Annotated in this window: 27 protein-coding genes and 1 pseudogene; 14 read left to right on the top strand and 14 right to left on the bottom strand. The window is 52.4% G+C overall.

Annotated features, from left to right (window positions below; translation table 11 throughout):
• Positions 1-924: 924 nt before the first annotated feature.
• The 3 genes and pseudogenes from KQI65_07055 to KQI65_07045 form a co-directional block, all read right to left on the bottom strand.
• Positions 925-1,341, bottom strand: a complete 417-nt coding sequence (locus KQI65_07055; protein MCB2204491.1) for a transposase — start codon at positions 1,339-1,341, stop codon at positions 925-927.
• A gap of 226 nt (positions 1,342-1,567) precedes the next feature.
• Positions 1,568-3,346, bottom strand: coding sequence for a T9SS type A sorting domain-containing protein (locus KQI65_07050; protein ID MCB2204490.1), 1,779 nt, complete (start codon positions 3,344-3,346; stop codon positions 1,568-1,570).
• Positions 3,347-3,707: 361 nt separating this feature from the next.
• Positions 3,708-4,813 (bottom strand): annotated as a pseudogene (locus KQI65_07045) (IS3 family transposase).
• 371 nt (positions 4,814-5,184) lie between these two features.
• Between KQI65_07045 and KQI65_07040 the strand changes: the two are divergent.
• A complete protein-coding gene (locus KQI65_07040) occupies positions 5,185-5,505 on the top strand; it encodes a hypothetical protein (protein MCB2204489.1) in 321 nt (106 codons plus the stop codon).
• Positions 5,506-5,659: 154 nt separating this feature from the next.
• Positions 5,660-5,902: a hypothetical protein gene (locus KQI65_07035; GenBank protein MCB2204488.1), complete on the top strand. Its 243-nt coding sequence runs from the start codon at positions 5,660-5,662 to the stop codon at positions 5,900-5,902.
• 79 nt (positions 5,903-5,981) lie between these two features.
• Here KQI65_07035 and KQI65_07030 read toward each other — a convergent pair whose 3' ends face one another.
• Both KQI65_07030 and KQI65_07025 read right to left on the bottom strand, forming a co-directional pair.
• On the bottom strand, positions 5,982-6,440 hold the full coding sequence (locus KQI65_07030; GenBank protein MCB2204487.1) for a hypothetical protein: 459 nt from the start codon (positions 6,438-6,440) through the stop codon (positions 5,982-5,984).
• 104 nt (positions 6,441-6,544) lie between these two features.
• Entirely contained in the window at positions 6,545-6,892 is a 348-nt protein-coding gene (locus KQI65_07025) for a PASTA domain-containing protein (GenBank protein ID MCB2204486.1), read from the bottom strand.
• A 229-nt stretch (positions 6,893-7,121) separates the two neighbouring features.
• Between KQI65_07025 and KQI65_07020 the strand changes: the two genes are divergently transcribed.
• Positions 7,122-7,604 carry a hypothetical protein gene (locus tag KQI65_07020; protein ID MCB2204485.1) on the top strand — a complete coding sequence of 161 codons (483 nt, stop codon included), beginning with the start codon at positions 7,122-7,124 and terminating at the stop codon, positions 7,602-7,604.
• A gap of 6 nt (positions 7,605-7,610) precedes the next feature.
• Here the strand turns inward: KQI65_07020 and KQI65_07015 are convergent, their stop codons facing one another.
• Together KQI65_07015 and KQI65_07010 are read right to left on the bottom strand one after the other, a co-directional pair.
• Complete coding sequence (locus KQI65_07015) at positions 7,611-7,913, bottom strand: hypothetical protein (protein MCB2204484.1); 303 nt, start codon at positions 7,911-7,913, stop codon at positions 7,611-7,613.
• A gap of 28 nt (positions 7,914-7,941) precedes the next feature.
• A complete protein-coding gene (locus KQI65_07010) occupies positions 7,942-8,772 on the bottom strand; it encodes a hypothetical protein (GenBank protein MCB2204483.1) in 831 nt (276 codons plus the stop codon).
• Positions 8,773-9,086: 314 nt separating this feature from the next.
• Here KQI65_07010 and KQI65_07005 point away from each other — a divergent pair, with 314 nt between their 5' ends.
• The 6 genes from KQI65_07005 (at position 9,087) to KQI65_06980 (ending at position 15,826) form a co-directional block, all read left to right on the top strand.
• The gene (locus KQI65_07005) at positions 9,087-9,692 is read left to right on the top strand and encodes a TetR/AcrR family transcriptional regulator (GenBank protein ID MCB2204482.1); all 606 of its coding nucleotides are present in this window, start codon (positions 9,087-9,089) and stop codon (positions 9,690-9,692) included.
• A gap of 67 nt (positions 9,693-9,759) precedes the next feature.
• Positions 9,760-10,446, top strand: coding sequence for a hypothetical protein (locus tag KQI65_07000; protein ID MCB2204481.1), 687 nt, complete (start codon positions 9,760-9,762; stop codon positions 10,444-10,446).
• Positions 10,447-10,646: 200 nt separating this feature from the next.
• Positions 10,647-11,234, top strand: a complete 588-nt coding sequence (locus KQI65_06995) for an RNA polymerase sigma factor (GenBank protein ID MCB2204480.1) — start codon at positions 10,647-10,649, stop codon at positions 11,232-11,234.
• A gap of 167 nt (positions 11,235-11,401) precedes the next feature.
• Complete coding sequence (locus KQI65_06990) at positions 11,402-12,550, top strand: T9SS type A sorting domain-containing protein (GenBank protein ID MCB2204479.1); 1,149 nt, start codon at positions 11,402-11,404, stop codon at positions 12,548-12,550.
• Between the two features lie 94 nt (positions 12,551-12,644).
• Positions 12,645-14,318 carry a T9SS type A sorting domain-containing protein gene (locus KQI65_06985; GenBank protein MCB2204478.1) on the top strand — a complete coding sequence of 558 codons (1,674 nt, stop codon included), beginning with the start codon at positions 12,645-12,647 and terminating at the stop codon, positions 14,316-14,318.
• Positions 14,319-14,401: 83 nt separating this feature from the next.
• Complete coding sequence (locus tag KQI65_06980) at positions 14,402-15,826, top strand: hypothetical protein (GenBank protein MCB2204477.1); 1,425 nt, start codon at positions 14,402-14,404, stop codon at positions 15,824-15,826.
• Between the two features lie 48 nt (positions 15,827-15,874).
• Here KQI65_06980 and KQI65_06975 read toward each other — a convergent pair whose 3' ends face one another.
• From KQI65_06975 to KQI65_06960, 4 genes are read right to left on the bottom strand one after another with little or no spacing between them, the layout of a single operon-like run.
• Positions 15,875-16,333, bottom strand: a complete 459-nt coding sequence (locus KQI65_06975; protein MCB2204476.1) for a hypothetical protein — start codon at positions 16,331-16,333, stop codon at positions 15,875-15,877.
• 44 nt (positions 16,334-16,377) lie between these two features.
• The gene (locus tag KQI65_06970; GenBank protein ID MCB2204475.1) at positions 16,378-16,992 is read right to left on the bottom strand and encodes a hypothetical protein; all 615 of its coding nucleotides are present in this window, start codon (positions 16,990-16,992) and stop codon (positions 16,378-16,380) included.
• Between the two features lie 15 nt (positions 16,993-17,007).
• Positions 17,008-17,277: a hypothetical protein gene (locus KQI65_06965; protein MCB2204474.1), complete on the bottom strand. Its 270-nt coding sequence runs from the start codon at positions 17,275-17,277 to the stop codon at positions 17,008-17,010.
• A gap of 30 nt (positions 17,278-17,307) precedes the next feature.
• The gene (locus tag KQI65_06960; GenBank protein ID MCB2204473.1) at positions 17,308-17,733 is read right to left on the bottom strand and encodes a hypothetical protein; all 426 of its coding nucleotides are present in this window, start codon (positions 17,731-17,733) and stop codon (positions 17,308-17,310) included.
• A gap of 317 nt (positions 17,734-18,050) precedes the next feature.
• On the opposite strand from KQI65_06960, the gene KQI65_06955 reads away from it, so the two are divergent.
• The 4 genes from KQI65_06955 (at position 18,051) to KQI65_06940 (ending at position 21,415) form a co-directional block, all read left to right on the top strand.
• Positions 18,051-18,506, top strand: a complete 456-nt coding sequence (locus tag KQI65_06955; protein MCB2204472.1) for a hypothetical protein — start codon at positions 18,051-18,053, stop codon at positions 18,504-18,506.
• A gap of 164 nt (positions 18,507-18,670) precedes the next feature.
• The gene (locus KQI65_06950; GenBank protein ID MCB2204471.1) at positions 18,671-20,194 is read left to right on the top strand and encodes a hypothetical protein; all 1,524 of its coding nucleotides are present in this window, start codon (positions 18,671-18,673) and stop codon (positions 20,192-20,194) included.
• Positions 20,195-20,293: 99 nt separating this feature from the next.
• Positions 20,294-21,016, top strand: coding sequence for a hypothetical protein (locus tag KQI65_06945; protein ID MCB2204470.1), 723 nt, complete (start codon positions 20,294-20,296; stop codon positions 21,014-21,016).
• Positions 21,017-21,415 (top strand): hypothetical protein, encoded by a 399-nt coding sequence (locus KQI65_06940; GenBank protein MCB2204469.1) that lies wholly within the window; start codon positions 21,017-21,019, stop codon positions 21,413-21,415.
• Between the two features lie 17 nt (positions 21,416-21,432).
• Here KQI65_06940 and KQI65_06935 read toward each other — a convergent pair whose 3' ends face one another.
• The 3 genes from KQI65_06935 to KQI65_06925 all read right to left on the bottom strand — a co-directional run bounded on the left by KQI65_06935 (position 21,433) and on the right by KQI65_06925 (position 23,484).
• Positions 21,433-21,945, bottom strand: a complete 513-nt coding sequence (locus KQI65_06935; GenBank protein ID MCB2204468.1) for a hypothetical protein — start codon at positions 21,943-21,945, stop codon at positions 21,433-21,435.
• Positions 21,946-22,274: 329 nt separating this feature from the next.
• Complete coding sequence (locus KQI65_06930; GenBank protein MCB2204467.1) at positions 22,275-23,102, bottom strand: methyltransferase domain-containing protein; 828 nt, start codon at positions 23,100-23,102, stop codon at positions 22,275-22,277.
• A 190-nt stretch (positions 23,103-23,292) separates the two neighbouring features.
• On the bottom strand, positions 23,293-23,484 hold the full coding sequence (locus KQI65_06925; protein MCB2204466.1) for a hypothetical protein: 192 nt from the start codon (positions 23,482-23,484) through the stop codon (positions 23,293-23,295).
• Between the two features lie 271 nt (positions 23,485-23,755).
• On the opposite strand from KQI65_06925, the gene KQI65_06920 reads away from it, so the two are divergent.
• Positions 23,756-25,642, top strand: a complete 1,887-nt coding sequence (locus KQI65_06920; protein MCB2204465.1) for a T9SS type A sorting domain-containing protein — start codon at positions 23,756-23,758, stop codon at positions 25,640-25,642.
• Positions 25,643-25,708 lie beyond the last annotated feature (66 nt).

Raw genomic sequence — 25,708 nt, 5'->3', positions numbered from 1 at the left:
AGAGCAATACGTGAAGGACAAAGCGACAAAGGCTCGGATAGATGCATGGAAAGCTAGCTTGACGGACGAAGGTATTACGACAAGGAAAGTACAGCGAATGCCTAGCATTTTATACAACGAGGGGTAGACACTATCGTCTACCATATTTTACTGTCCAAGAGGTTCTGACGTCATACAGTCCAATCTATATACGTATCATCTACATCTAACAGGAATCTTATATCATCTTTCACTTTTCTAGACATCTATTTTCTATTGACGATACACTCTCTTTTATATCATCGTCTAAACACCTCCAGACTCTCTTTGCGTACTCGTCTTTATAAGAATTAGACACCAATAGTACGTGATGAAGCACTCTATCTATAGCTCGGACTCCATTATTTTCTATCATACCAAGGATCATTTCATATATATTTGTTGTAGGCGGTATCTTACCCTGACTTCGTATCCATGAAGTAAACTCTTCAGCTATGGCTGCATCACTGTCTCTACTCCTAACAATGTACTTGACTTCTCCGTCCAGTCTCGATACAGGCGCTCTTGTCGGGCGACGGTTCTTAACCAGAACAATATTACAATTATAATGATATACGTACTGACCTTCAGGCGCTTTATACAATTTTTCAATTGACCAGCTCCTGTGCGTGACCGCCATCCTATAGCATAATTTTGATCTTGGCCGCACGTATACGCCGCTAAGCACAGTGCATGATGGTCCATCATACAGCATTTCTTTTCCATCGACAGACAATGCCATAGGCGAAGCGCAATAGTCATACGTGAGACCTTGGACACATACTGTATCATTAGTAGTATTTTCTACAAATACATCAAAATATGGCGTCTCATACTGGCCATACGCGTTTTTGTGTGGAACTATCTTACAGACGATTGGCTGTGAATAGCAAACGCCTGAAAGGATTAAGAATGTGTGGGTTTCCCACGTTCTTTTCGAACGACAACATGTTCTCCACGTACAGACAAAGAAGCATAGACTCGCCATTCATCAGTGAAGTACAGACTTCCTAGACTCGTGTTCTCGCTGAGCAGGTCCAGCACATTTTCTTTGTCGCGTGCAGGGATCGGGAAGGCACGCACGGTTCCGTTTCGCTTGAGCAACCCGAAGACGATGATCTTCCCGGCAGCTCCCCAGCCTTGTTTCCCTGGCCGATACCCGCCAAAACAGGTCTCATCGCACTCAATCGATCCATTGAGCGGCTCGCTGTCGACATGCTGGTGGATCCAAAGCGTCTTTCTGATTGCGCGATAGAATCGTTCGACGGTACGAACGGAGGCTGGAGCACGAAAGCGAAGACGGTAGGCAGGGACACCGAGCACGAAATACTCAAGCAGCTTACGCTTCGCAGACTCCTTGATGCGAAAGCTCTGCCAGACAGTGCACCACGTGTAGCTGCTCCGACAGTAGCGGCAACGGTACCGTTTATCACTGAGCTTCCACGCCCAATGATGCCCACAGTATGGACAAGATCAATGCATGATTTCTCGAATCTAAGCATTTCTCAGGTCCGTTTTGAGTACGTATTACCAATATTTTTGACCATTGCTACATCTGTATAAAAGTAGTGGATATATCCCCTTGCTTCGTAGTCAGAACAATCAAATACACTCCAACAGGAAGAACCCTATCACTAATACAAACTGTTTGGCTTCCTTCATGAAGGACCACAATATTACTATAGTACTCCCGGCCAGTCATATCGTAGATTAGTATCTCTCCATCGGTCGTTCCTGATGATTCAATCTTGACGCTGAGCTCGCCAAATCTACTTGACGAGGGATTTGGATACACACTGATGTGATATTGATTGGGGATATCCACTGTTGTCTTGACATTTACCAAATGTGCCGTCCCGCCATAAAGTACGAAACCGTTGTCCTGACCTGGGTACTCCGTCCACGTTGATCTCCCCAACACCGCAATATCTTCGTAGCCGTCGCCATTTACGTCCCCCACAGGGAACGTCCACGCTGCACTGACGGGGACAACTGTCTGGTCTATACCAAACGTTCCGTATGGGAGCAGATGTAGATGATCTGATCTACTGGGATAAAAATGGAATGCTGTTCCATTCCGGGCATACTTGGGTATCCATCCGACTATGAGATCATCCGTGCCATCGCCGTTCATATCACCTACTGCAGAAGCTGCTCTGAGATTTTCGAGAATATCACGATCCGGCATCTCAAGGGAATCCACTGGAGTGATGTCATCTATAACATCACTCCCATACCACACCTTTGGTTGCTCGTATGCAACACTTTCAATCCCATCTACTATGTCGTCGTAACCATCGTTATTCAGATCCCTGATGACGGGTGTAAAGTCATTCATCGTCCATCTTCCATCCAACCCCATGACGTAGTCAGGGCTCAGGAACTGTCCGTTACTGTTACCAAGAAAGATCTCCCAACCAGTTATTGCAGTTCCCGTGGCACTTGGTTTCCAGACATGATTTACAACCATATCCGTCATTCCATCACCATTGAGATCACCAACAAGAAATTGTCTCGAATCGACTGAGCGATCGACATAATCCCTTCTGGGATAGTGCAGGTACGTATCGGGCCGTCCAGAGAATGGGTAACCTCCCATGAGCAACCCAAAGCGAACACTTGTTGAATCCACGTCGTACATTACAAAAAGCAGATCCGTTTTTCCATCTCCATCTGCATCAACCGCCTTAACCCCTTCGTAGATTGGAGCAGATTCCGCCCAGCCAAACATTTGCATTCCCGATGCACTATCACCCTTTATCTCTTGATCTGGCACCGTAGAATAGAACGGATATACTCCGGTATTCAGAAATACGCGGATATTGCCTCTCCTGCCAGGAAATAAATCTGGATCCTCCCTCGAACGTCCATTACTGGCTGTTATAATATCAATTGCCCCATCACCATTCACATCTGCAGCTTCTATTGCATTCCCTCCGCCCAGTACGTACTGCTCGGACTCCGTCGGAATGGGATCGCCTCCATAGTAAATCCATGTTGTGTCGAGGTACGACGAAACGGCATAGTCATCATATCCGTCCTGGTTTAAATCCCCGAGTTCCTCGACCAACCACCCAACTGCGATATGCTTGGTAGGATGGATTCTTCCAAGCTTGACGATCTCACCTATAAGCGCCTTGGAAATCGCCTTGCCATTTGAGTGAACTCTGACCTGTGCGTCAAGCTGGCAACAAAAGCACAACAAGAACACACACACTACTAAGACGTATAGTATTCTCGCAGAAGGACATTGAGACACCTGCTGAGGCTTTGTCGTACTTAGCTTTATAATCTTGAACATTCGATATAAGTGAATCCTATACTTCATTAAATACTCTGGTTTAGCTTGGGTTCACCAATTTGTATGTAGTGTATTCAAATAATTTCTTTAAACATTTTGTTGAAAGCTTATGAGCGGCGTAAAAGGCCCTTGGCATCTGTATTCTACCGCCCCAAAGGCATTCATCAAGTTAGTAAACACCCCGATGCAGACAAGATTGACCATTACTCTCCACCCATGATATGAGCAAAGCAATTGCTCGTCGTGCTCGGCAGAAAGCTCATTTTCTCACCCTCCTTGTGCTCAACCCCCATTCTTAGGTCCGGGTCGTATGTTAGTTTAGTTGACAATTATCCACCCTCGACAACGGCTGTTCCAGCACGTTTTTCCCCAACAAATCTTCAAATGGAATGATCGCCTCCGGCGCAGGTGGACGATATCCCAAGCTACTGTGTGGACGCATGGTATTGTACTCTCGCCTCCAGCGTTCAATCAGGATTCTTGCCTCAGTCAACGTATCGAATATTTCACGCTCAAGCAACTCTCTGCGAAGCGTTCCGTTGAAGGACTCATTGTACCCATTCTCCCAGGGGCTGCCTGGCTCAATAAACATCGGTTGTACTTCGAGACTTTTCAGCCATCCCGTGACATTGTCGGTTGTAAACTCCGATCCATTGTCGCTGCGGATGTGACGGGGAAGGCCATTCCGTTGAAACAAATCCATCAAGCATTCGACGACATCTTCCCACCTCAGTTTTCGCTCCACCTTGATCGCCAAACATTCTCGTGTGTATTCATCGATTACTGTCAGCATCCGGAATGTCCGCCCGTCCATGGTGCGATCCAAAACGAAATCGTAACTCCACACATGGTTGCGATGCGCGGCACGCAACCGTACACAGGAGCCATCATTCAGCCAGAGATGACGACGTTTTCGCTGTTTTTGAGGCACTTTCAGACCTTCCTCACGCCAGATCCGCTCAACGCGCTTGTGGTTTACGTGCCACCCCAGCTCACGAAGCATCGCGGCTATCATCCGATAGCCATACGATGCATACTTCCGGGCCAGACCGATGATGGCCAAGCGCAACGCCGACTCATCCGGCTTGCGGTGGGATTTATACCGATAGGTGCTACGATGAATGTTCAATGTCGTACACGCCCGGCGTTCGGAAACAGCGCAGGTCTCGCGGATATGGGTGACCAGACGCCTCCGCTTCACCGGGCTGAGGACTTTTTTGATTCAAACGCTATTGCCTCCTTCAGAATATGAATGTCGAGATCTTTCTCGGCCATCATCTGTTTGAGGCGAGCATTCTCCTTCTCGAGCTCCTTGAGCCGCTTCGCCTGGTCCGTGCGCATGCCCCCGTACTCGTTCCTCCATCGATAATACGTCTGCTCCGTCACCCCTATATGGCGTACTGCATCTGAAATCGTTGCGCCCTCGGCAACGAGCACTTCGACCTCACGCAGCTTCTGTATGATCTGTTCCGGTGTGTGTTTCTTCTTGGCCATTGCAGCCTCCTTTCCAGTGAAATGTACTCAAAGACTAACATTTTTGCTGGACCGGTTTTTTGGGGGCAGATCAATGTAGGTCGTTTATTGGCTATGTGTTGCAGCGGCACCTGCACGCTATCACCGTAATCTCACCGTAGTCGAGAGTTTCCGAGCGCCGGAGCGCGGCCTGGAAAACGTGCGAGCAAGCAATTTCGATACACTTACAGCAGTTCAGCAGGGTTCAATATAGTGTGGATTGGTGAGGGGGACAATGCAGCTATTTTGCGGTCTTCTGAAGGCGTAATATTGTCGCAGACCTTTTGTAGCAAGTTGGTCCGCGTCGTATTTTCAGCATGGGACAAGGCAATGAAAACGAGGAGGAACCCACGATGGGGACGACTGATCCTTCGATGCAAGAACCGGCATTCACGAACAACCTTATTCGAACCGGAAAGAGGCTTGCCGTAGTGATGACCGTGCTGGTGGTAACGGGCGTCACGCTCCTCACGCTCATGCGCATATTCGAGCCACCGGAGTCATTTGGATACGGGTACCTTTTCATCACCAGCATGCAATTCATGCTGCTCTACACAATGGACACGCCGCATTCTGATCCGAGCATCGGCAAACTGATTCTGGTCAATGCAATCCTCGCCGTCGTTACAACGGTCGTCATGTTTGGATTTGGAATGTTGTTCGTGGGCGGCTGAGAAATGCCTTTGGCGCTGAAATTCCTTTCCAAACTAGATCTTCCAGAACATGGTACTGTGAATAGTCCCCGTACTTTTCCACAGGGAGATCGGCCGTTTAAAATCATGACAAGGAATCCATGGGAGAATGTTTACTTGTCCATTGAGGATTGCCATGTTCGCACACATTCTCGAAATCATTTTGAAAATAGTGCTCTACCTGGTCTTCGAGATCTTGCTACTTCTCACCGGAGACGTCGTGTTGTTCGCGTTTTCATTTGGTCGCTTGAGGCCGGAATGGCTTGGTGGAGACTACGGATCGGTGGAGCAAGGATCAAACTGGAGAAAACCGGCGATGTGGGCTGGCCTTGGCTTTTGGCTGCTCGTCATACTCGTATTGATTCTCTCGATCCTCTGATAATCTACCCCTGGGAATCACAAAGGGTTAGAATTTTCAACTCCCTTTCCTTGATCACGCCCCAAACAGTTTCTCACCATCACTTCCAGATCTGACTCCAACCTGGGACCTGTTTCATGTATCCTGTAAGCATTTCACTTGACTCTGAATTCAGCCTGTAGTGCCCCTCATCGTTCAGTTCGTAGTAGGAGATCATGTATTCATCGGACGCGCATCGGGCGTGAAAGGCGACCTTGACCGGTCGGCTGGCTGCTCCCCATTGTTTTCTGGCCAGTCCCAGATCTTTGAGCGTGACGGTCTTGATGGTTTTTGGCTCGATAGTGATTCGCAGGTCGAGATTGGACCTCCGGTATTCTGTCGTCTCGCCGAAAAGCCACATCCCGCGGATCGTAATGGGCGCATCCGTCGGATTCCCGATGTCCATCGTTACTCCATCGCAGGAAAACTCCAGTGGATGCAATTGCTCTTGGGCATAAGCGCTCGTTGCCAGCAGCAGCAAGGCGTACACTAATCCAATGAATCTCAATCCTTTTGCCATGGGATTTCTCCTGTGTGAATCACTCGGAAATAAACATCGTGTCTGCGTTAAACGTCGACACCGGAAAATGATGAGAAGGAGATCATTCCTGATCTCAAGGGATGCTACTCTTTGCGCCGCCGTGAGCATGTGGTCGCGCCTTCGGTAATAACTGGATCGCCCGTAATGATTGAGATCTCCGCTGTTGTCGAGACCTCCTGGCGCGGAGCGGGGATCTGCTCAAGTACGACCCCGACCTCATCCGGATCCTGGGTGTCCTGCCCTTTTATCGTGATGTTCTCAAATCCACGGGATTCAAGAACATCCAGCGCCTCGAGAACCTGCATGCGCTGAATATCCGGCATTGCCACCTGTGCTGCCTTTTGTGCAGTGAGCCAGTAGGTGCTCGAGGCAAGCACAATCACAACTGCGCCCACGAGACCCAAGAGTGTTTTCCGTAGAACCGTTTTCAATGTTACCCCATACTGATGTTGCGATCATCACATGCCGCTGAGAGCAGCATAACCATCCCTATTACAACCCATATGCCTCGGATTCTGAGCATTTCCTCCATGCGCTTACAATACGCAATCGTGCCGGAATTGTCAATCGGACTGTGAAATGACATCCTCATGACAACGGATAGCGCGGAAGGGACTACCATGCACTCAGCATCCCAATTCATTTCAAGCGGGTTGAACCATGAATATCCCCGGTGTTCGTTTCATCTCAGCGTTGCTGGTCATCAGCCTGATGGCCGCGTGCTCGCCAACGAAAAGCATCCTTCATCCCCCTGACGAAGACGATTTCGAGGAAAGTTATCACTATATCATTGAGGGTAACCTCTACCAGAAACTCGCTGCGCAGGGGGACACTCTGTACTGCCAGGTCATGCGCGTGGATCAAGATGGCGAACGCGTGCGTGTGAGTACGGAGCGCGCGAAGGCGGCAGGATTCAAGCTGGAACTCGCTGCCACGCTGCAGCTTCGCACGGCAGCCGCTTCTTTCGGAACCGGCGATACTCTGGCGATTCCTTATGCGCAGGTAGCCAACATTCATCGCACCGTATCGAATCCTGCACATCCCGTTGGCGTAGCTGTTGGATTGCTTACTGTCGTTGGGATCGTGATAGGTATTTTCGTTGTGGCAGCCATCATCTCATTTATGAAATCCCCTCTCAACTGAACGCAGTCAGGGAGTCCAGGGACCAAGATAACTCTCCCCATGCTTTGCGGTCATCATGGAATCCGCTTTGAACGCAGAGTGCGTAAGACGTAGCCGTTGGTATTCCCTGTAGTTCTCACACCAGGCTTCAAGGTTGTAGTATTCCGGTGATGGCAAGTCCCCGGGTTTGCTGGCTGCGCTCTGATGTGAGCTCGCTTTTGCAGCGGCAGCACAGGGATCGGGAGCGTCCGCGGATATCCATAGATTGGCGCAGGATGAAAGCAGAATGATCGTCATTGCGGTCAAGCTCAAGGCGGCATACCTTTTCATGGGAACCTCCTATCGATAAAGGATATCCTCATTTCCTCACAAACGTCCACTCGCGAAGCAGGGAGACGTCATCCGCTTTTCGCTGCCAGAGCCAGTCGTCATGAGAGGATGAGATGGAGGATATCGCGCGCCAGGCGACGAGTCCGATTCTGCGTCCCTCATGAGCATCGCGATAGCCGGAATCGTTCGTGATGATGAATATCCCTCTCAGGTCGAAATCGTAGAGATACGCTCTGATGTCCCTTCCGTCGGTAAGGTGGAGCGTCATGTAGTCGCATGTGATTTCCGCGCGCTCGATGATAGTCGGCGTGTCGTGCAGACGATGAGGCAGCACGCCCTCCGCGGTACTTGCCATGATTTTCAACGACTCGCGATGCTCGGGCACATCCATCCAGTACCTGGCGAGGGGGTTGATCTCTACAGCGGTAGCGGTCATGATGAGTCCGCCGACAATGCCCACGACAACAGCAACGCCTCCGGCAGCGATCTGGAGATCTGATGGCCACGACTCATCCTCCTCCTTTCCGATCGCTTCCATGAGTAGAAACGCCATCGCCGCACTTCCGAGAACGGTTTGTCCCAAGCCCTGCGCAATCGTCGTCAGCGGTGTTGTGCCGGACAACATGTCCACGTACATGATATCCCCGACGGGATAGCAGAATGGCACCTCCGTTTCATGCGTGATCGGGAAATCAATTTCCATCTCTCTCATTATCTGGAGACTGTCTTCGTCCACGCGCGAAAGGAGTCCCTCAATCGCCTCACCAGAACGCAGTTTCACTTCCACCGGCTGCTGCGCTCGCAGGGGACTACAGAAGCAGACCAATACAATGAGCAGAAATGGAGTGTGATGTTTCAAAAACGCCTCCGTTGTTGTCCTGAATGAGAATACGAAATCCGAACATCGGGGTTGTCATAGGTTTGTCATGATTTTCCTGCCGAAAACAGCCAAAATGGGTCCTGTGAGCAAAGTGACACCCATTTTAACATATGTTAAAATTACCGTCATGAGATTTTAATGCATGCTAAAATCCCGTCCGTAAATTTTAACACATGTTAAAATTGAGCTTTACGTCCTTCTCAGGGAGAATCTGCACGCTGGAGGCTTGACTTCGCGTTTCGCACATCTTATATTGGTACTAAACAGACCATAACAGTACTCATAGTCTCACAATGTCTTCCGATCACACCAGAAATCGCATTCTTGCCGCAGCTTCTCAGCGCTTCTTCAGGCATGGGTTTTACAGGGTCTCGATGGATAGCCTCGTTGCCGAGGTACGAACGAGCAAAAGCACCATATACAAGTACTTTCCCTCCAAGGAAGACCTGGTTCAGGCGGTGCTCGAGGAGATCAATCGGGAGATCAACGAGACGCTTGAGGCTATTGTCACTGATGGAACGAGGAACTTCCAGGAAAAACTCACCGCGGTGACACGGTTCACCGGGAGCATCCTGACAAAAGTCAGCGAGGAGTTTCTAACGGATCTTCGCATGCACACCCCCGAGCTCTGGGATGTGTATCAGTCCATGCGGCAGGATCGCCTCGATAATCTCTACGGCCGGTTGTTCCGGGACGGCATCGACGAAGGAATTATCCGCAGTGATATGGAACTGGACTTCATCTTGCTCGTGTATACAAAACTCACCGAACTTGCCGTGCAGCCGGAGGCGCTGTCCGCTTCCCCTCTCAGTAATATCGACGCTTATGCCGGACTTACCACCCTCTTCCTTGAAGGGGCTCTGACCGGGCGCTCGAAAACATCGCTGAATTCGGCGTAAAATTTTTTGATTACACGAGTACTGATAATACTGATATAGTACTCTTCATATAGAAAAAGGAGACATCATGTTTGCCATAAATCATGCAGCGACCGCGTTGGTATTGAAGAAGAAATTCCCGGGAGTGTCCATGATATGGCTGCTCATATCCGTGCAGCTTATCGAACTGCTCTGGGTTGCGCTGAATTTCCTGGGGATAGAGCGAACAATCACCGATGCCGCGGTGCATTCCGTCGCCAACATTCACCTCGTGCACATGCCGTACTCGCACTCGATCGTGATGACCGTGGTCATCGCAGCTGCGGCCGCGGCTGTCCTGCGGTATGGACTGAAGCAGTCCGCTCTCGCTCTCGCGGTTGGAATCGGAATCCTCTCCCACATCGTTCTCGATCTGCTGACACACACCGCTGATATCGCCGTACTTCCGATCGCCGGTTCCGTCAAGCTGGGACTCGGTGTGTACAGTCTGCCGCTCCTGGGCTTTGTCGTTGAAACCGCCTATGGCATCTGGTGCTGGTGGGTGTACAGAGGCAGCCGTTCCCTTCTGGCCGTCATCGTACTTTTCAACGTGATGAACCTCTCCTTCTTCACTGCCGCCATAGCCGGACCCGAGACGCTCCTGGCCGAGCACCCATTGATCATTACCGCCGCGATCTTCCTTCAGATCGTCGCTACACTGATCCTTGTCGGTGTGTTCGCGAAAAGGAAATCTGCCGCAGATGTGAAATCCCCAACACCGCTTCCCCAGAGTTGATGTTCATTCCTCGTTGTTATTTCCCCCTCCCTCGCATGCATCTGTATCCGTCGTCACCTGCGCAGGCGGCCCCCTCCGGGCCGCTTGTTCACATTATCTGTACCTTGCATGCGACTTTTTTCCTGTTTCTCCCTCTACTACATGGAGACGGGATACCGGATCCACCTTAATCACCCAGCTGGGGGACCACGCAGAACCGGATGAATTCGACCGCACCGCCGTCACAGGAAGACGCAGCAAGGCAGAGCGCATTTCTCTCGCTGCTGGATGAGCACTATCCGGCCTTTGAGCGCTATGTCCGCGGCATGACACGCGATCAGGACGATGCAGGCGATCTGATTGGCGAAACACTTTTGCGTGCCTACCAGGCATTCGACACTGTTCGCGACCAATCGTCCTTCCGCTTCTATCTGATTACGATTGCGAAACGGCTGCACTGGCTCATGGCAAAGCGCAGAACACTGCATCTGCCTTTCGAGAGAAAGCATGAAGAACTCCGGTTTGAGACGGCCGAGTCGATCGAACTCTCGGCGGACATGGAAGCGCTGTATGCTGCCATTGCAAAGTTGCCGCCAAAACTGCGTGAAACGCTTGTGCTCTATGAATTGTCGGGACTCAGTCTCAAGGAGATTCGCACAATGCAAGGTGGATCAATGTCCGGTGTCAAATCCCGTCTCGTCCGCGCCAGGAAGCAGCTCGCGCTGCTCCTCGGAGTACCTGAACACGAGGATTCCAGCCAGACCGGAAATGCGCAGCCGGCAAAGGAAAGAATCGAGGTCGAACAATGAGTACGTCGAAACACAGAACTCTTGACTCCATGCTGGAGGAAGCCCGCAACACGGAGCCCCGCATGTCGACATCGACTGTTCAGGACTATCTCCTTTCCACGGCTCATCCGTATCGCAGAAAACGGATGCCAATCGCTCATCGCTCAATTATTGTAGTCGGAGGAGTTATGGTTTTAGTCGCAGCATTACTGATCATTTTCAATCTCAACACCGCACAGGTAGAAAACACAAATCAACTCACACAGGAATCCACTCAGTCTCAGAACAACCCGGACGCACCGGCAGCGCAGCTGCAGCAGGCCCCGGAGCAGCATACGTCAACTTCCAGTGTGACGGACGACGACTCCTTAAAAACGAAAAAGGATACCTCCAGTAACTCGACCGGGATGTCCCCGGATATGCAGCGCACTACTGATGAAATGTCGCTAGCAATGAAGCGCGCTTTGGAGAGGCGGAAGGCGGAGCATCCGAACTCACCCGAAAACAAAGCCCGAAGAAAGCTCAGAAATGATCTGTATGCAAAGTGGACGAAGCTTCGCATACAGGGGTATTCGATATACGAACTCGATCCGGCCGAGCTTCAGAACATCGGAATCACACTGACCGAAGATGGTGGCGTGCTCGAAGAATTCTATGACGGGATGAGTACGGAGATGGAGGAGAAGTCTAACGGTGTGGTCAGCTACACGTTGTCCTTTGATCGAAAGGATGCCGATGAAGAGAAGCAGGAAAAAAAGAAAGATCTGTATGCCCCTGTATTAGTGACCAATTCGCGTGGACGTACATATTCGACGACCAGCAGTGCTTCAGGTGCCGCCGAGCAGAATATCCACGGTGCAAAAGCCAGCTTCATGAGAACGCTCATCCCCATCAAGGTGCCCACAGAGAACCCCGCCGTCGCTACGGAATCCGGTGATTATTACTACATCTACTGGTTCAAACCTGACCCCGGATTCATCGAGAAGCTTCCCCACCGCGTCCAACGTGCAGTCGAAGAACAACAGCGACAGCTCGAGGAGAACACCGAGAACGGTGTGACAGCTCCTCGCTCTCTCGCCGCGAACATCTACCCGAATCCCATCACGCAGGCAAAGGCTACCGTGGAATTTACGCTGCCCGAACCGCGGCGCGTGGCCGTGTCCATGTATGACGTCAAAGGCGAACGTGTGCGTGAGATGTCCGTCACCGATCAGCGGGGAGAAGGCACCTGGCAGGAGCAGATCGATATCGGTGATCTGAGCAACGGACTCTATCTTCTCGCCGTGACGACAGATGGCGGTGAACAGTCCGTGCAGCCGATCATGGTGAAGCGTTAAGTTAGCAGCGTAGCCTCATCTTGACACTCTCCCCCCATTCGGGTATTATGGATGCGTACACCACTGCTTCATCCGCACTGTCCGGGGGGACGCCATGAGAGTCCTGATCCTTTCCCTGATATTTATTTCGACTTTCGACGTCTGTGCACAGACGGTAGATCACTGGTGGTTGCCGGAGCGATACTCCGGCAACCGGCTCAGTGCCATGTCACTGCACGCACTGCCGGGCGGCATGGTGTGCATTACCGGGACGGACAGCATCCACCGAGCGCCGCCTCCCATGTTTGACGTCAAATATGAGTTCAAGGATCTCAATGCGCATCTGATCGACGGCGCAGGAACGCTGCAGTCGCACACCCTGCATTCCATCGGTCCCCTCGAATCCGGCATGAATTACTTTGCAAAGGGTGGGTTTGATTTTGGCATCGGAGGCTCCTTTGATCGGGACATACTCCTGGCGACGCTGCCATGGGAGATCGGCGGAGCGAGCGTCCATTCGGGTTACGGCATTGGGAATATGGCGCTGCAGCATACATGGAACGATGTACTCGAAACGATAAGAGAATTTCAGGACGCACGACATCCTGATGTCCTTCAGCTGAAGAGTGGTGGATTCTGGCTGGTGTGGGAGGCGATCACGGTACTGGATCCAGCTGAAATACCGCACCGTTATTATGAAGCGGAAATCCGCGTGGCGCGGTTCTCAGAGAATTCCTCCTTCCTGCAATCTTTCACTCTCGGACCAGGGTATAACCCCCGCCTCGTTCAGCGCACTGACGGTACGGTGATGGTCCTCTACAGAACGGCGGGCCATGCGCACGCGATGGACAGTGTCGGTCTGCGCCTCGCGGCAATCACCACGCCCGGTGGTGGAGATGCCGTTCTCGAACGTGGTATCTACTTCGAATACCCTTTCCACCTGGATCTTTCTCCGGAACTTGTCGTGCAGCCGACAACGGATAACAGGGTCGTCGTATTGTTCGACCGGCTCGACTCCATCACCGTGTACTCCTGCTCCGCCAACGGCGAGGTCCGACGCAGCAATACAACGGCAGCAGGGAATGAAGAACGTCGCAGATATCTGCTCACCGATGCTGAGGGACGCATGGTCCTTCTCTGGAGACAGGTAGCGGGAGAGGACATCACATGGTCGCCAATGAATGACGGGAGGATATTCGATACCATTCGCAGCATAGCCGGTACTGCCGGTTACATGGAATGGAAAGCGTATAAGGGAGGCGATGGCAACATCAAGTACATCGCGCATCCCGTGGGAAGTGACTCCCTGCTCATCATTCCGAACGCAACGGCAAGTGCAACGCACATGCGGCTGCTGTTCTCACCCGCGGAGTTCTGGGGAGCGCTTGGGGATTGGACGCTCGACGCTGACGACGTGCTCTGGGTCGCACACAGGACTGAGCAGGAGGTCGATTCGTATCGCAGCGGAATCTACCGCGTGCAAGACCTTTCCCTCTCCAGTCAGGATATCACTTCCCTGCCCCGGAGCATCGCGCTTCAGCAGAATTATCCCAACCCCTTCAATCCATCAACGACGATTGAGTTTACCCTGCCCACGTCACGGCGTGTCACGCTCGTGGTTACTGACCTGTATGGCAGGGAAGTCCGTCGCCTGCTCGATGGCAAAGTCCTGACCCCGGGATCACATTCCCTGCAGTTCAATGCCGGGGGATTGCCGTCAGGTGTCTACTTCCACAGGCTGACTGCGGACGATACGCACACGGCAAGAAAAATGATGCTGATGAAATAGAATGATGGGCCTGCTTTGGAATTGTTTTTCTTAGGCTCAGGTCATACTGTATGCCGGGTATATTCATCATTCCTGCAGGTCGTATGATCAGAATCATTGTTGTTTCCCTCCTGCTTTGCGCCAGTTTGGGCGCAGCCAGTGCGCAGACCGGATTGCGCGATCCCTCCATTTCAGCCGATGGCATTCTTATTGTACCCGATGCGTTCGCGCAGGACGTCGCGCCACTCGTGGAGTATCGCGGCACGCAGGGAATCAGGTACGAGGTGGCCACGATCGGAGCTATCCTCCAGGCGTTTCCCGCGGCGGATACGCTGACTTCGATACGGGAGTTCACCACGTATGCCATGCATTCATGGACGCCGCCCGCGCCGGTGGCATTGCTGCTCGTCGGCGATGTTGAGTGGGTACCGACATACATGCTCCCGCCGCATCCGGCGCACAGCACGCTGTTCACGGATACCGTGGCGATTGATGACATGCTGGCGGACGATCTGTACGATGATGACGCCCTCCCTGAGCTGGCCGTAGGACGGCTTCCCGCGGCTTCCATCGAGGAGGTGCGGACGATGGTCGCGAAGACCATTGCCTACGAGAAGCTGTCCCCGGGCCAGGGCTCGCTCGATCAGCTCGGACTTGCGGACTACGAAGAGGGGGATCCTTTCCTGTCGATGGTGCATACCTGGCAAAACTCCTTCGATCCCGATCGCGATCGTTCTGTCGCACTGGCGGCCAACACAGAGAATGCGGAAACCATTATCGACTCGCTCGCGCATCATATCTCCCATGGTATCGGCACACTGCTGTATGCGGGACACGGGGCGCCGGACCACTGGTCCGCCTTGCATCTCGTCGATGCCACGGATATCCCGACGTTGGAGCTTGGCACGCAACCCTTCTTCCTCTACACCGTTGCCTGCAGTCAGCGCTTCGATCTCGACAGCGCGCAGTCCGTTCCCGAAAACATGCTGCGCGTGAAGGATGGAGGAGCCGTGGGAGCAATCGTGTCGTCGGGACTCGCATTCGGCATGGCGCTCTTCAACATCGGGATGGAAGCGCGCAGCTACATGGAAGAAAACAAAGATGCGTGTTACGGACTCGCGCTGCTCGAGGTCAAGCTCCGGCGCGGTGGCGGACCCGGAGACTCCATTCCTCCCCTCAGCACGCGCAGTACATTGCTCGGTGATCCCTTTCTCCACAATCCCCACTGGGTTACAGGCATTCAGACTCCCTCTCACGCCGTCAGCTCGGCCGTGGATTTTGATCTCTTTCCGAATCCTCTCCCCAACGGAACACGACAGCTCTCCCTTGATCTGAAGAATCCCGCTTCCGGCACAGGTACCATCCTGCTGCGCAACCTGCTGGGACAAACCGTGCTGCAGCGACAGCTTGAGTTTCGCGGGCAGCGCCAGCGGATACAACTCACGCTGCCCGCACTGCGTCCGGGGTATTACCAGGTAAGTGTTTTGCAGTCCGGCCAGATCAAATCACACGGGATAGTCGTGCAGTAACCGTAGATCGATCCGTCCGCATCCCACACCGGGGAAAATCACGACGACCTATTCGCTCTCGCGCTCCGCTGCACGACGCTGCAGTTCCTCAGGAGTAATGACCATGCTCAGATTCTCATCCATGGTGTACAGGCCATCCTCGTCCCGGCCGAACTGAAGCAATGCCGGCTTTTTGTCCTCCGTCGAAACCGCAATCGTTATCTGGTAGGGATACCCATCGTCCGCTTCCGGATCGTAATTCTTGACGATCTCGTCGTACCGGATACCTCGTGATTCCCCCGCCTTCAGAATTATCTTTGTCTCGGGATCATACTTCCACCAGGCCTCCGTACGTCCCTTCCACATGAGACTCATGTTCCCAAGCGGCACAGGGTAGTCGGAATGATTATGCACAACAACGGCCGAGCCATTACACTTGATACTCACGTTCGGCAGTTTGCTCTGTGCGCTTGCGACAGTCAGCGTGGTAAAAAAAGCGACAATGATGATTGCACTGTACCTGAACATCCGCTCCTCCATACGATCATGAAAACGATTGCTTACTACGACAATTAAATTTCTATTCCCACACCCGCAGTGACGAATAGTCCCTGCCACTGCGTCTCGGTAACAACGTGGCTGCCTGAATTCGCTGATTTGAGTTTATAGCTCAGCTCTATCTTCATGATCAGTGGGGAGCCGGATAGAATGAGTGTACCGATCCCGGCACTGAAACCGAGAGGAACGTCTTCCTCCTCGATACTGAGCAGTCCAACACCCGCCTTTACATAAGGGACCAGCAGTGAATCGACACTGCCCAGTGAGAGCAGGAAATGCGGCATAATAAAACCGGCCTCATTGGAAATAGACTGTTCCACTCCATCGGTCTCGGTTTTGATGGATGATGCCCAATACCCCAGCTCCAGCTCAACAGCAGTGCGCTCTCCGAGCCACCATGTGGGATTGAACGACAGCATGACATCCCAGGATGTACCGCTTGAGACTGTCCTGATACCCGGTCCAATATTGTTGAAATCCCGGTCAAGAGTCCCATAACGGCCCGAGACATTGAAGAACAATTGCGTGTCCTCGGGATGCGTCTGCGCATGAATCCCTTCAGTGCCTGTGCAGACGGTAAACGCAATAGTCATGACAATTGCGGAAATCCGGATGGAAATTGTATTCATACCTACGAACCCCATCTATCCGATAAACGAAAGCACAATGTTGTATATGAGAAATGGCGTCAGCACGACGATAAGCACCCAGCACACCACCCTGGTCAGTTTCGGCCACCTTTCGCCGTAGCTTCCGGGCTTCGATATCAAAAGGACGATGGCTGCCACAAGCACACCAAACAGGCTGAACAGTATGTCGAATGCTTCTCTGTATTCCACTTCGGATTTTCTCGGCAGACGGGTAATTGAGCAGACGATTTTCCTCGATTCCTGCTCAAATATGCGCGCAAACATGTATCACTGATTGCAACATAGGTTAGAATCTTACATCCCATCCTGCCATTCCGGAGCGATAAGGGGCAACTTTTGTCCACTTTCAATAATCCTCACAGCCTGGGCGAACCGTTTATGAAAGGTGGATTCTGTAAGCGTTGTGACAAAGTTCGTAGCGATCCTCCGTTTCGTGATGACGGTTACCGTCGTTTTCTGGTCACCTGCAGGCTCAAGCCACGCGCCCATGACTGTTCCCGATGTGAACAGTGTCATACCACTGCTCGTCAGCATGAATCCGTCTTCGCGGTGTTCCTCGACGGCATCGGCACCTTCCCAGCGGAAAACGGTTTTCGCTATCTCCCATGCCTGATCTTCTGTAACGGGATACGTTGCAGTCGTGCCTTCACTCCCATCAGCCTTCGCACGCATGACGTCGTCAAGCGAGGCACAGCCGCTGCTAATTAGCACGAGCCCCATTATCGCCGACAGTACTGTAAGAATAGAAATTCGTTTCACTGCTCTCCTCCACAAAGGTGTTTCTGAAATGTATTGATTGGTATGGAATTCCATTCCTGCCGGATCGGGCCCCTGAAGATAGCTCATGAATAAGAACAAAGTATGGCTTTATCATGATTAATGCCATTACGCAGAGTCAATGTACACGTGCACTTCCCGATGCAGACATTTTTACAACCTCGTGACAACGAATGGATCGAAGGCTGCCATTTTACAGCATGCTCTCAAGGTTTCTCATAGCGATCTGCGTTCTTTGCTGTCTGAGCACATCAGCATGCATGATGGATGTCGTTGAGCTCGTCGACAGCATTCACTCCGTGAAGCGACAATACGATGAAAGACAGAGAGAGCTGAGTGCGGCATTTGACAGGTTCTGCCAGGGACGTACCGGACTGCTGCCGTTTGATGTCACCGTCGGAACGGACTCCACGGAATTGACATTCAATGCAGACTATTCTTCGATCGCGGATGTGAAGGGCATACGATATCTGCACGGCTCCGTGGGTTATGCGCTTACCTACCACGCGATCAGGTACAACGACATCCGCTTCATCAGGATTGATTGGCCCATCAGGGTAACACTGCGTGATGGAAGCTCACTGCACGCGGATGGGGACATGTGGGAACTCAAATACAGAGACGGCGCGCTCATGGCTGTCGTGCTGACCGCCGATAGCGTCATCACCATCGATACCGCAGACATATCCTGTCTCAGCAGCGGGTATGAGCCGTGACAGATAGTATGCGCCCCAAGTACTTGATTTTACGAGAGAAATACCTTAAATACGATTAACTCTTCCCCGTTTGACCATCGCGGTCCCGCCTTTTCCGGGGCAATACCCGTCTGCCGATGTTCCGCAGCACCCATCGTTACACGCATTATTCCGGAGGAATAACCATGCCACGTTCCCTGCTGTCAGGATTCCTGTATGCTCTTTCCGCACTTGTTCTCATATCGATTGTCATCCCCACCCACTCCCTGGCACAATTCGACCTCGGAAAGGTCAAGAAAAGCGCGGAGAAAACGCTGGACAAAATTATAAAGGACTCCGACGACGAGGAGAAAGAGCAGCAGACACGGGAACCTTCCCCCGAGGCAAAACAGCAGATGGGCATAAACGACGATAGTGAATCGGAAGCGGAAGCAGAAAAGATGCTCGACGACGTGTACTGGAAGGTGCGCGAGCTTCTCAGCATCAACAGCTTTTACAGCGGTATGCTCAGCAACAAGAAGGAAGCACAGAATTTCTACGACAAGTGCAAGGAAGCGGATTATCCGAACGCCCGGAAGACGGTCGAGCGTGCCATGGAGATGAAACCAGCAATGCGGGAGTCGCAGTCACACAAGTACGACGACATCATGACACGTTTCCCTCCGCATTTCGACGGACTGGTTAAAGGCGACATCACAAAAGAGATTAACGCGGCCATTGAGCTGGCATACGCTGAGAAGGCGAAAGGGAGTTCGCGGGCAGGCGCGGCCCTGGAGGCAGCAGAAGCTGCACTGCTCACTGCAGAGGCTGTACTGCTGGTCACACCTGATGATGTCAACATCCAGCAACTCCGTGATGATGCGAAAGTGGCTGCCGAGAGCATGGGCGCTTCCCTGGCCTCCGCGGTGTATACCGGGGAATTCCACAGGCAGCATGCCGGGGAAATTGTCTTTTCCTCCTCCCCCATTACGCCCGGCGCAGAAAGCGTTTCGGCAATGAAGGACAATTTCGCAGCCGGTGATAATATCTATGGTATGATGTACTTCAAAGGGATCTACAATGAAGTGACGAACAACTCGAATGTCGCTTATACTGCGATGCTCGTCGATGGAAACGAAATGGTGCGCTACAATTTCAAACTCGACGGCGCGGCACGTGAGGCCTCTACCCTGAAATCCGAGGTCGTTCCGGACCCAGCCCAGTCAACTACACGTGGAGCCCTGCTTTTCACGGAAAAACTGAAAAACATATCTCCGCGACGTCATACCATTACCATTCGGACGCTGGATGATTACGGGAAGACGATCGCAGAAGGATCGTTCAAGCTCGACTGTTCGAAAGGACTGGACCGTATTGCCGAGGTGCATCGGCAGCTCGGAGAAAAGAAGCTCTCCGGTGTCAGCCTCCCATCTCCTGCGATGCGCAACGCGTCCCTGGAAAAAGAGATGATGGCATCACTGGGTGCGTGGAAGGAAACGCCACTCAAGGTTATCATCACAGACCGGGACTGGACCATCCAGCATCACCCGGTCACCGGAGCGATCGTATCGCGTACGATCAACACCACGACGGTGTTCAAGAAAGCGGATGGGACCTGCCGCATGTTTGAGGTTTCCTACAAACAGGACTACAACGGACGCGGATACGGCAAGGCCAAACAGTATGGCGTCGGCGATTCCGCAGATATTCTCTGTTCGAAGGTGAAATAAGCGGACGATGGCTCCTTAATCCTGGCACCACCCAATTGAGGGTAATACACCATGGGGTATGCACGTCTGTACGCGCACCGCACATCTGTTTCCTTAGCCATGCTGCAGGGATCTATTCTTTTCCTGTTACTCCTCCTCCTTCGCACACCCGTCTGCGCACAGGTCGAAGTGGAGCTGCAGCGCGGTGGGACGTTGGAGGGATGGATCGTCGCGACAACCGACAGTAGCGTAACGCTACGACTGGATGCCGGCAACGGACAGATGCGGGATGCTGAGCTACGGCGATCCGATATCACGTTTCTGGAAGGGACAGATGAGGTGATTCCTCCTCCCAGTCCCGAACCTGTACAGGACAGTGTTCAGGCCGGGCGCATTCCCGCCTATGAATTCAAGCATAGCCTTCTGCTTGGTTTGAGCATGGGAGAGGATCGTTTAGGAGTCTCCACAGTATTCGAGTCCCGCACAGGGCATGCGAGAACCCTTGATCATATTGAATTGGAATACATGTACACTACGATCCCGCGTTTGTGGGACAAAGAGCATCTGCTGCCAACTTCAAGGGTCGTCATTCCAACGAGTTCCCTGCTCATCTCGTCGATGAACACGTTCTTCCCTACATACCGCTTCCGTCGAAAGACAGAGCAAATCTTCTACTCACATCTCATTGCACCGGATCTTTCCGTCGGTGGTGGATTCATTACGGAATCATATGCTTATCATGGTTATTATCCCACACCCAACAGGAGCAATATCATTGCGGGACGGGCAGAGTTTTATCTGTCTGATCGCATCCGAATACGTGAAACTGCAGGCGCCGGCTAGATGGATCCGGTATATCCCTCGGGACGTGACACTTCTTCTGCCAGTGGCACGATCGCAACGCTGCAGCACCGTTTCGACTATTACATCGGCGATGATTTGACATACTACGGCTGGCATATTCCCCTGGGATATTACCACGACATTCATGCACAATACATTGAAGACTACGGTTCATTTATCATTATCCGGAATGGCGTGGAATTCGCATTTGGTCCTACCCTCACATTCAACTTTGCAGTACCGCTCTATCTCGAATTCCCGACTTACGGGGACTCGGAGGCATACCTGGGATTCAATGGCGGTGTCGACTGGAATTTCCATCCCCGCTGGGCGTTACGCCTCAGAGCCGAACGTTATGGTGAAGGGCTCGCGCATGCGATGATATTGTTTCAGTTCTAAACGAGGATGTTCACTCCTCAATTATCAATAATACTGGCAAGCAGTATAATCTGCTCTTCGGCGAGTGGACTGAATTGAATCCTGGCATTCTTCACAATACTCTGCATGCCGGCATCGGTTTTGAGCACATTCATGTATGGAAGGACATGCCTGACCTGCTGCCGTGCGACCGTTCCCGTGTTGGCATAGGGCTCCCAGTTCCCCATTGCCGCGTGAGGTAATACATCGGCAAGCCAGATGAGTTCCTTGCCAAGAAGCAGCAGGTCTACATCTCCTTCATGAATACTGCCTGCAACATTATGAACCTGTTCCATGCTTCCGCCCAGGGCGATTGCCTGTTTGTAGGCACGGTCATAATCATCTTTATGGAACGACTCCACTCCCCTTTTCACCAATTGCTCCCCGAGTTCGCGCGCGCACTGGACAACGCCGCCATCACGACGCAATTCAATCTGGTATTGAAAAACGTACTGCTGCAGTTCCTGCACATCCCGAAGCGGATTTGACAATCCGTAGATATGTGCAAGCATATGAGCATGATCAGGATTCCACTTCGGTCCTGTACTGCAGCTGCACAGCGTGAGAATCATCAATACCACAATGGAAAGAGAATGCGGTCGCCAGAACATAATTGCCTCTCCTGCATTTATGCGGGGATGCGAAGGGCGGAAGAGTTGAGCGGAGTGTTGACACTATAACTATCGGACAACATGGTGTGATAATCAATAGGCAATACTACCCATTTTTCACAGGCGGTAGTACCCAGGAAAATGTGTCCTTCCCGCACGGAAAGAGATATAAGAATAGCACGCACTGTACTCGTAGTCAGTGCGCGCAATATGAAAGAGGCGGTGTTTGATCAGGTATCCACGCCGACCAGAGCGCCGAGAGTGGGGTCGTAGTAGTTTATGGCTTCGACATCCGTACGCTCTGCGAGCATGCGAACGAACGCAAGCGTTTCGCCTGCGTCACGATCGATGGCTTCGGCGTCGGAAGGGAAAATGGTTTTCCCGACGGTTTCGAGTGCCCGCTCGAAATCGCGCCAGTGCCGCCAGCCATCCTCCAGCATATCGACGCGCAGGTTGCGCACCTTGTCGCTGCGGCCCCAGCTCCGCTCCCAGAACGCCGGCGGCTTGAAACACCAGCAGGAATCTTCCCAGAACACTTTTCCATTGGACTGTGGTTCGATCAGAGCAGGCGGCACAGTCTCGATTTCACGCGCGAGTCCGACGGCGACGATACCCAGCTGTCCCGCGGGACGAAGAAACCTTGAGAGGTAGCCGAGATACATCTCATCCGTTCCGAAGTACTGATACGCATCGACTGACACGATGGCATCGAAGAAGCCCTGCGCAAAGGGCAGCGCATGCGCTTCCATACGCTGGGGGAACACCTGCGACTCCACACCCGCCTCTTTCGCGCGACGCCAGTTGTGATCCGGTCCGATCCACAGATCTCCCGCCCACACCTGCACACCATATTCCTTTGTGAGAAAAATGCTGCTCGCCGCCTTTCCACATCCAAGGTCCAGCACGCGCATCCCCTCACGCAACTCCATGCCATCGGCAAGCCATTCCATAAGCCATACGGGATTCGGTCCCATATGATTATCCATCATCCATGATTCATCATAGCGGTTCGAACGTGGGAATCCAGGTTTGTAAAGCGGGCTGCCAACATCGAGCATCGTGAGCGTCCTTCATCGTAAATGGAATTCCAGCTCCCAATATATGTAATACCCTGAACATTTCCAGATTCAGTCGCAGGTGCATGGATTGCGTGTCTTAAAAAAGAACTCGGACCGCAATCCTACGGTGGCTTTGCAATCTCCCTTGCGTATCCGATCACATGGTAAGACTTCCCTTTCGCTTCACCACCTACCTGCGCTGAATCGGTGCATCATCCTGTGTGACCTGCACTTCCCGTTTCACATCTTCCTTATCCGGCTGCAGCCAGAATCCGATGGCAACGACGAGCAGAATAAACAATGCCGCGTATGATGCGACGACAAGCACATTGGTCATGTGTTTGTGCATCCAGCTTGCAAGCCTGTACCCGATATCGGTCATCAGTACCCCTCCTTGCTGTTTTGGTGATCTGTCAGATAATATAGTTTCGTGCGTGGAAAGTCAACGTTGGCATGGCAATGATAATTAATTTGGATATCATGGATCTCTTTTGTATACTTCGCCGTCCATCACACGATATACATGATCAACACCAACCCTGAACGTGGGCGGAAACACCGTATCCTTCTGAAGGATGGCGCGTGCCTGTCGTGTGCCAGTAGAGGAGATCTTTATGCGTAATACAATATATACTTTGTGCAGATCAGTGGCGTTGTTTGCTCTTCTGATGTTGGTGACGTCATTTTCCGTGCATGCGCAGGACGCCGGTGCGGCAACGGACGTGCAGCTGAACAAAATGGTCGGGATCAAATACACGCCGAATGGCGGGGTTATTGATCCCGCAGCCGGGTCGTCTTTCGGAAAGATTGGCCGCAACGTCGGCGTCAACACCCTTGTAAATGCTCCCCAGCTGCCGATTCCAAACGGCCGTCTCGGACGCAGTGAAACAATTATCGCGTCTGATCCATCGGGAACATTTCTCGTTGCAGGATGGAACGATGCAGAGGGATTCTGTGGACCTCCCTGGAACGCACCATGTGCCGCACCGAGTGTACCCGGACTCAGCGGGTATGCCTGGTCGGGTGACGGAGGACAGTCGTGGACCGATGGCGGCACCCCGACGCCGCATATGCAGAACGGAGCGACCTGGATTACACGTGGGGATCCCTGGTTCACCACTGGTGGCCCTGGAATGAAAACCTATTACTACTCCAACATGAGCGTTCCTCTCGTCGACAATTCGGCGTATGGGCAAACAGGATTGCTTATCCATCGTGGCAGCTTCAAAGGGAAGAATTTCTCTTTCAACAATTCCGTACTGATTCCACCGACAAAGGCCAATGGTGCTGACACATACGACAAGGAAGCAATCACAGCCGGGAAAAACGGTGGCACAAAAGACATGGTCGCGGTTTCTGTCACAAACTTTATCGAAATCTTCGGACTTCCGCAGTGGGGATTTGGACAGATTGAAGTTTATACATCCTCCGACAGGGCAGGTAGCTTCGCGACGCACGCAATTGTCCAGGCTGATGAAGCGGTAACCGCGAACACCGGTGTCGTAAATCAGGGATCTGCTGTTGCTATCGCGCCGAATGGCGATATCTGTGTCGCATGGGAACGCGGCTGGTTCTATCCTCTAGCGGGTACGCCCGATGCACCGCAGATCGTCTTCGCGAAATCGACGGACGGTGGCGCAAGCTTTTCACCGCGGACTACGGTGTCGGATATATCCTCCGGTGCATTTTTCCCCCCGACCGGCTACAATCGCTCGAATACGAATGACTTCCCGCGCATGGCAATTGCGACAGGCGACGACGATCCGTTCCAGGGACGCATCTACGTCGCGTACCAGGACAGCCGAATTGCCAATGGCGGTCCGCAGTCCGTCACCGGTGGATTCGGGAACGGGGATACCGATGTCTACCTCAGCTGGTCGAGCGACGGCGGTGCGACATGGAGTGCAGGCACCCTGGTTGCAGGCGGGACGCATGCACAGTTCTGGCCTGCTGTTGATGTACAGCCGGATGGAACCGTGGATATGGTGTGGTACGACAATGACGGTGCTGGAATCGTGGACGTGTATTATGCCGGTTCCGAGGATGGTGGAGTCACGTTCTCTACTCCCATGCTGGTAACCTCATCCTCCACAGACTGGACAAACACCGTCGCAAATATGACCCCGAATTTTGGTGACTACATCGGCATTGCCAGCAGCGCCAATCGCACACTCGCATGCTGGGGTGATGGAAGCGCGTTTGGATACCCGAGCGTCTATTCCGCAGTTGTGGCCTACGGTACGCCGAAGAATTCCGCACGCAACGGCGCAGTTGTCCGAAGCCTGGATCTCGCCCAGAACTATCCCAATCCCTTCAATCCCTCCACCGTGATCTCCTACAACATCGCAAGTCCTGGATATGTGATGCTGCGCGTATATAATGCGGTCGGTCAGCAGGTGGCAACTCTGGTTGATGGGCTGCAGAGTTCCGGCAATCATAAGATCGATTTCGATGCTTCGCAGCTTGCCGGCGGAATGTATATGTACCGCCTGACAGTTGGTAACGAATCCGTTTCCAGAAGCATGATGCTGATCAAGTAGGAGCATGCTCCGAACGTATCCGGCGTGAACATCAAGACAACAATAGTGCACCTGTGTGGAGACACG

The sequence above is a fragment of the bacterium genome (assembly GCA_020444325.1).
Taxonomy (GTDB): Bacteria; Bacteroidota; Ignavibacteria; order SZUA-365; family SZUA-365; genus BM516.
Note: the sequence above shows the minus strand (reverse complement) of the source record. Positions and strands in the feature narration are given on the sequence as shown.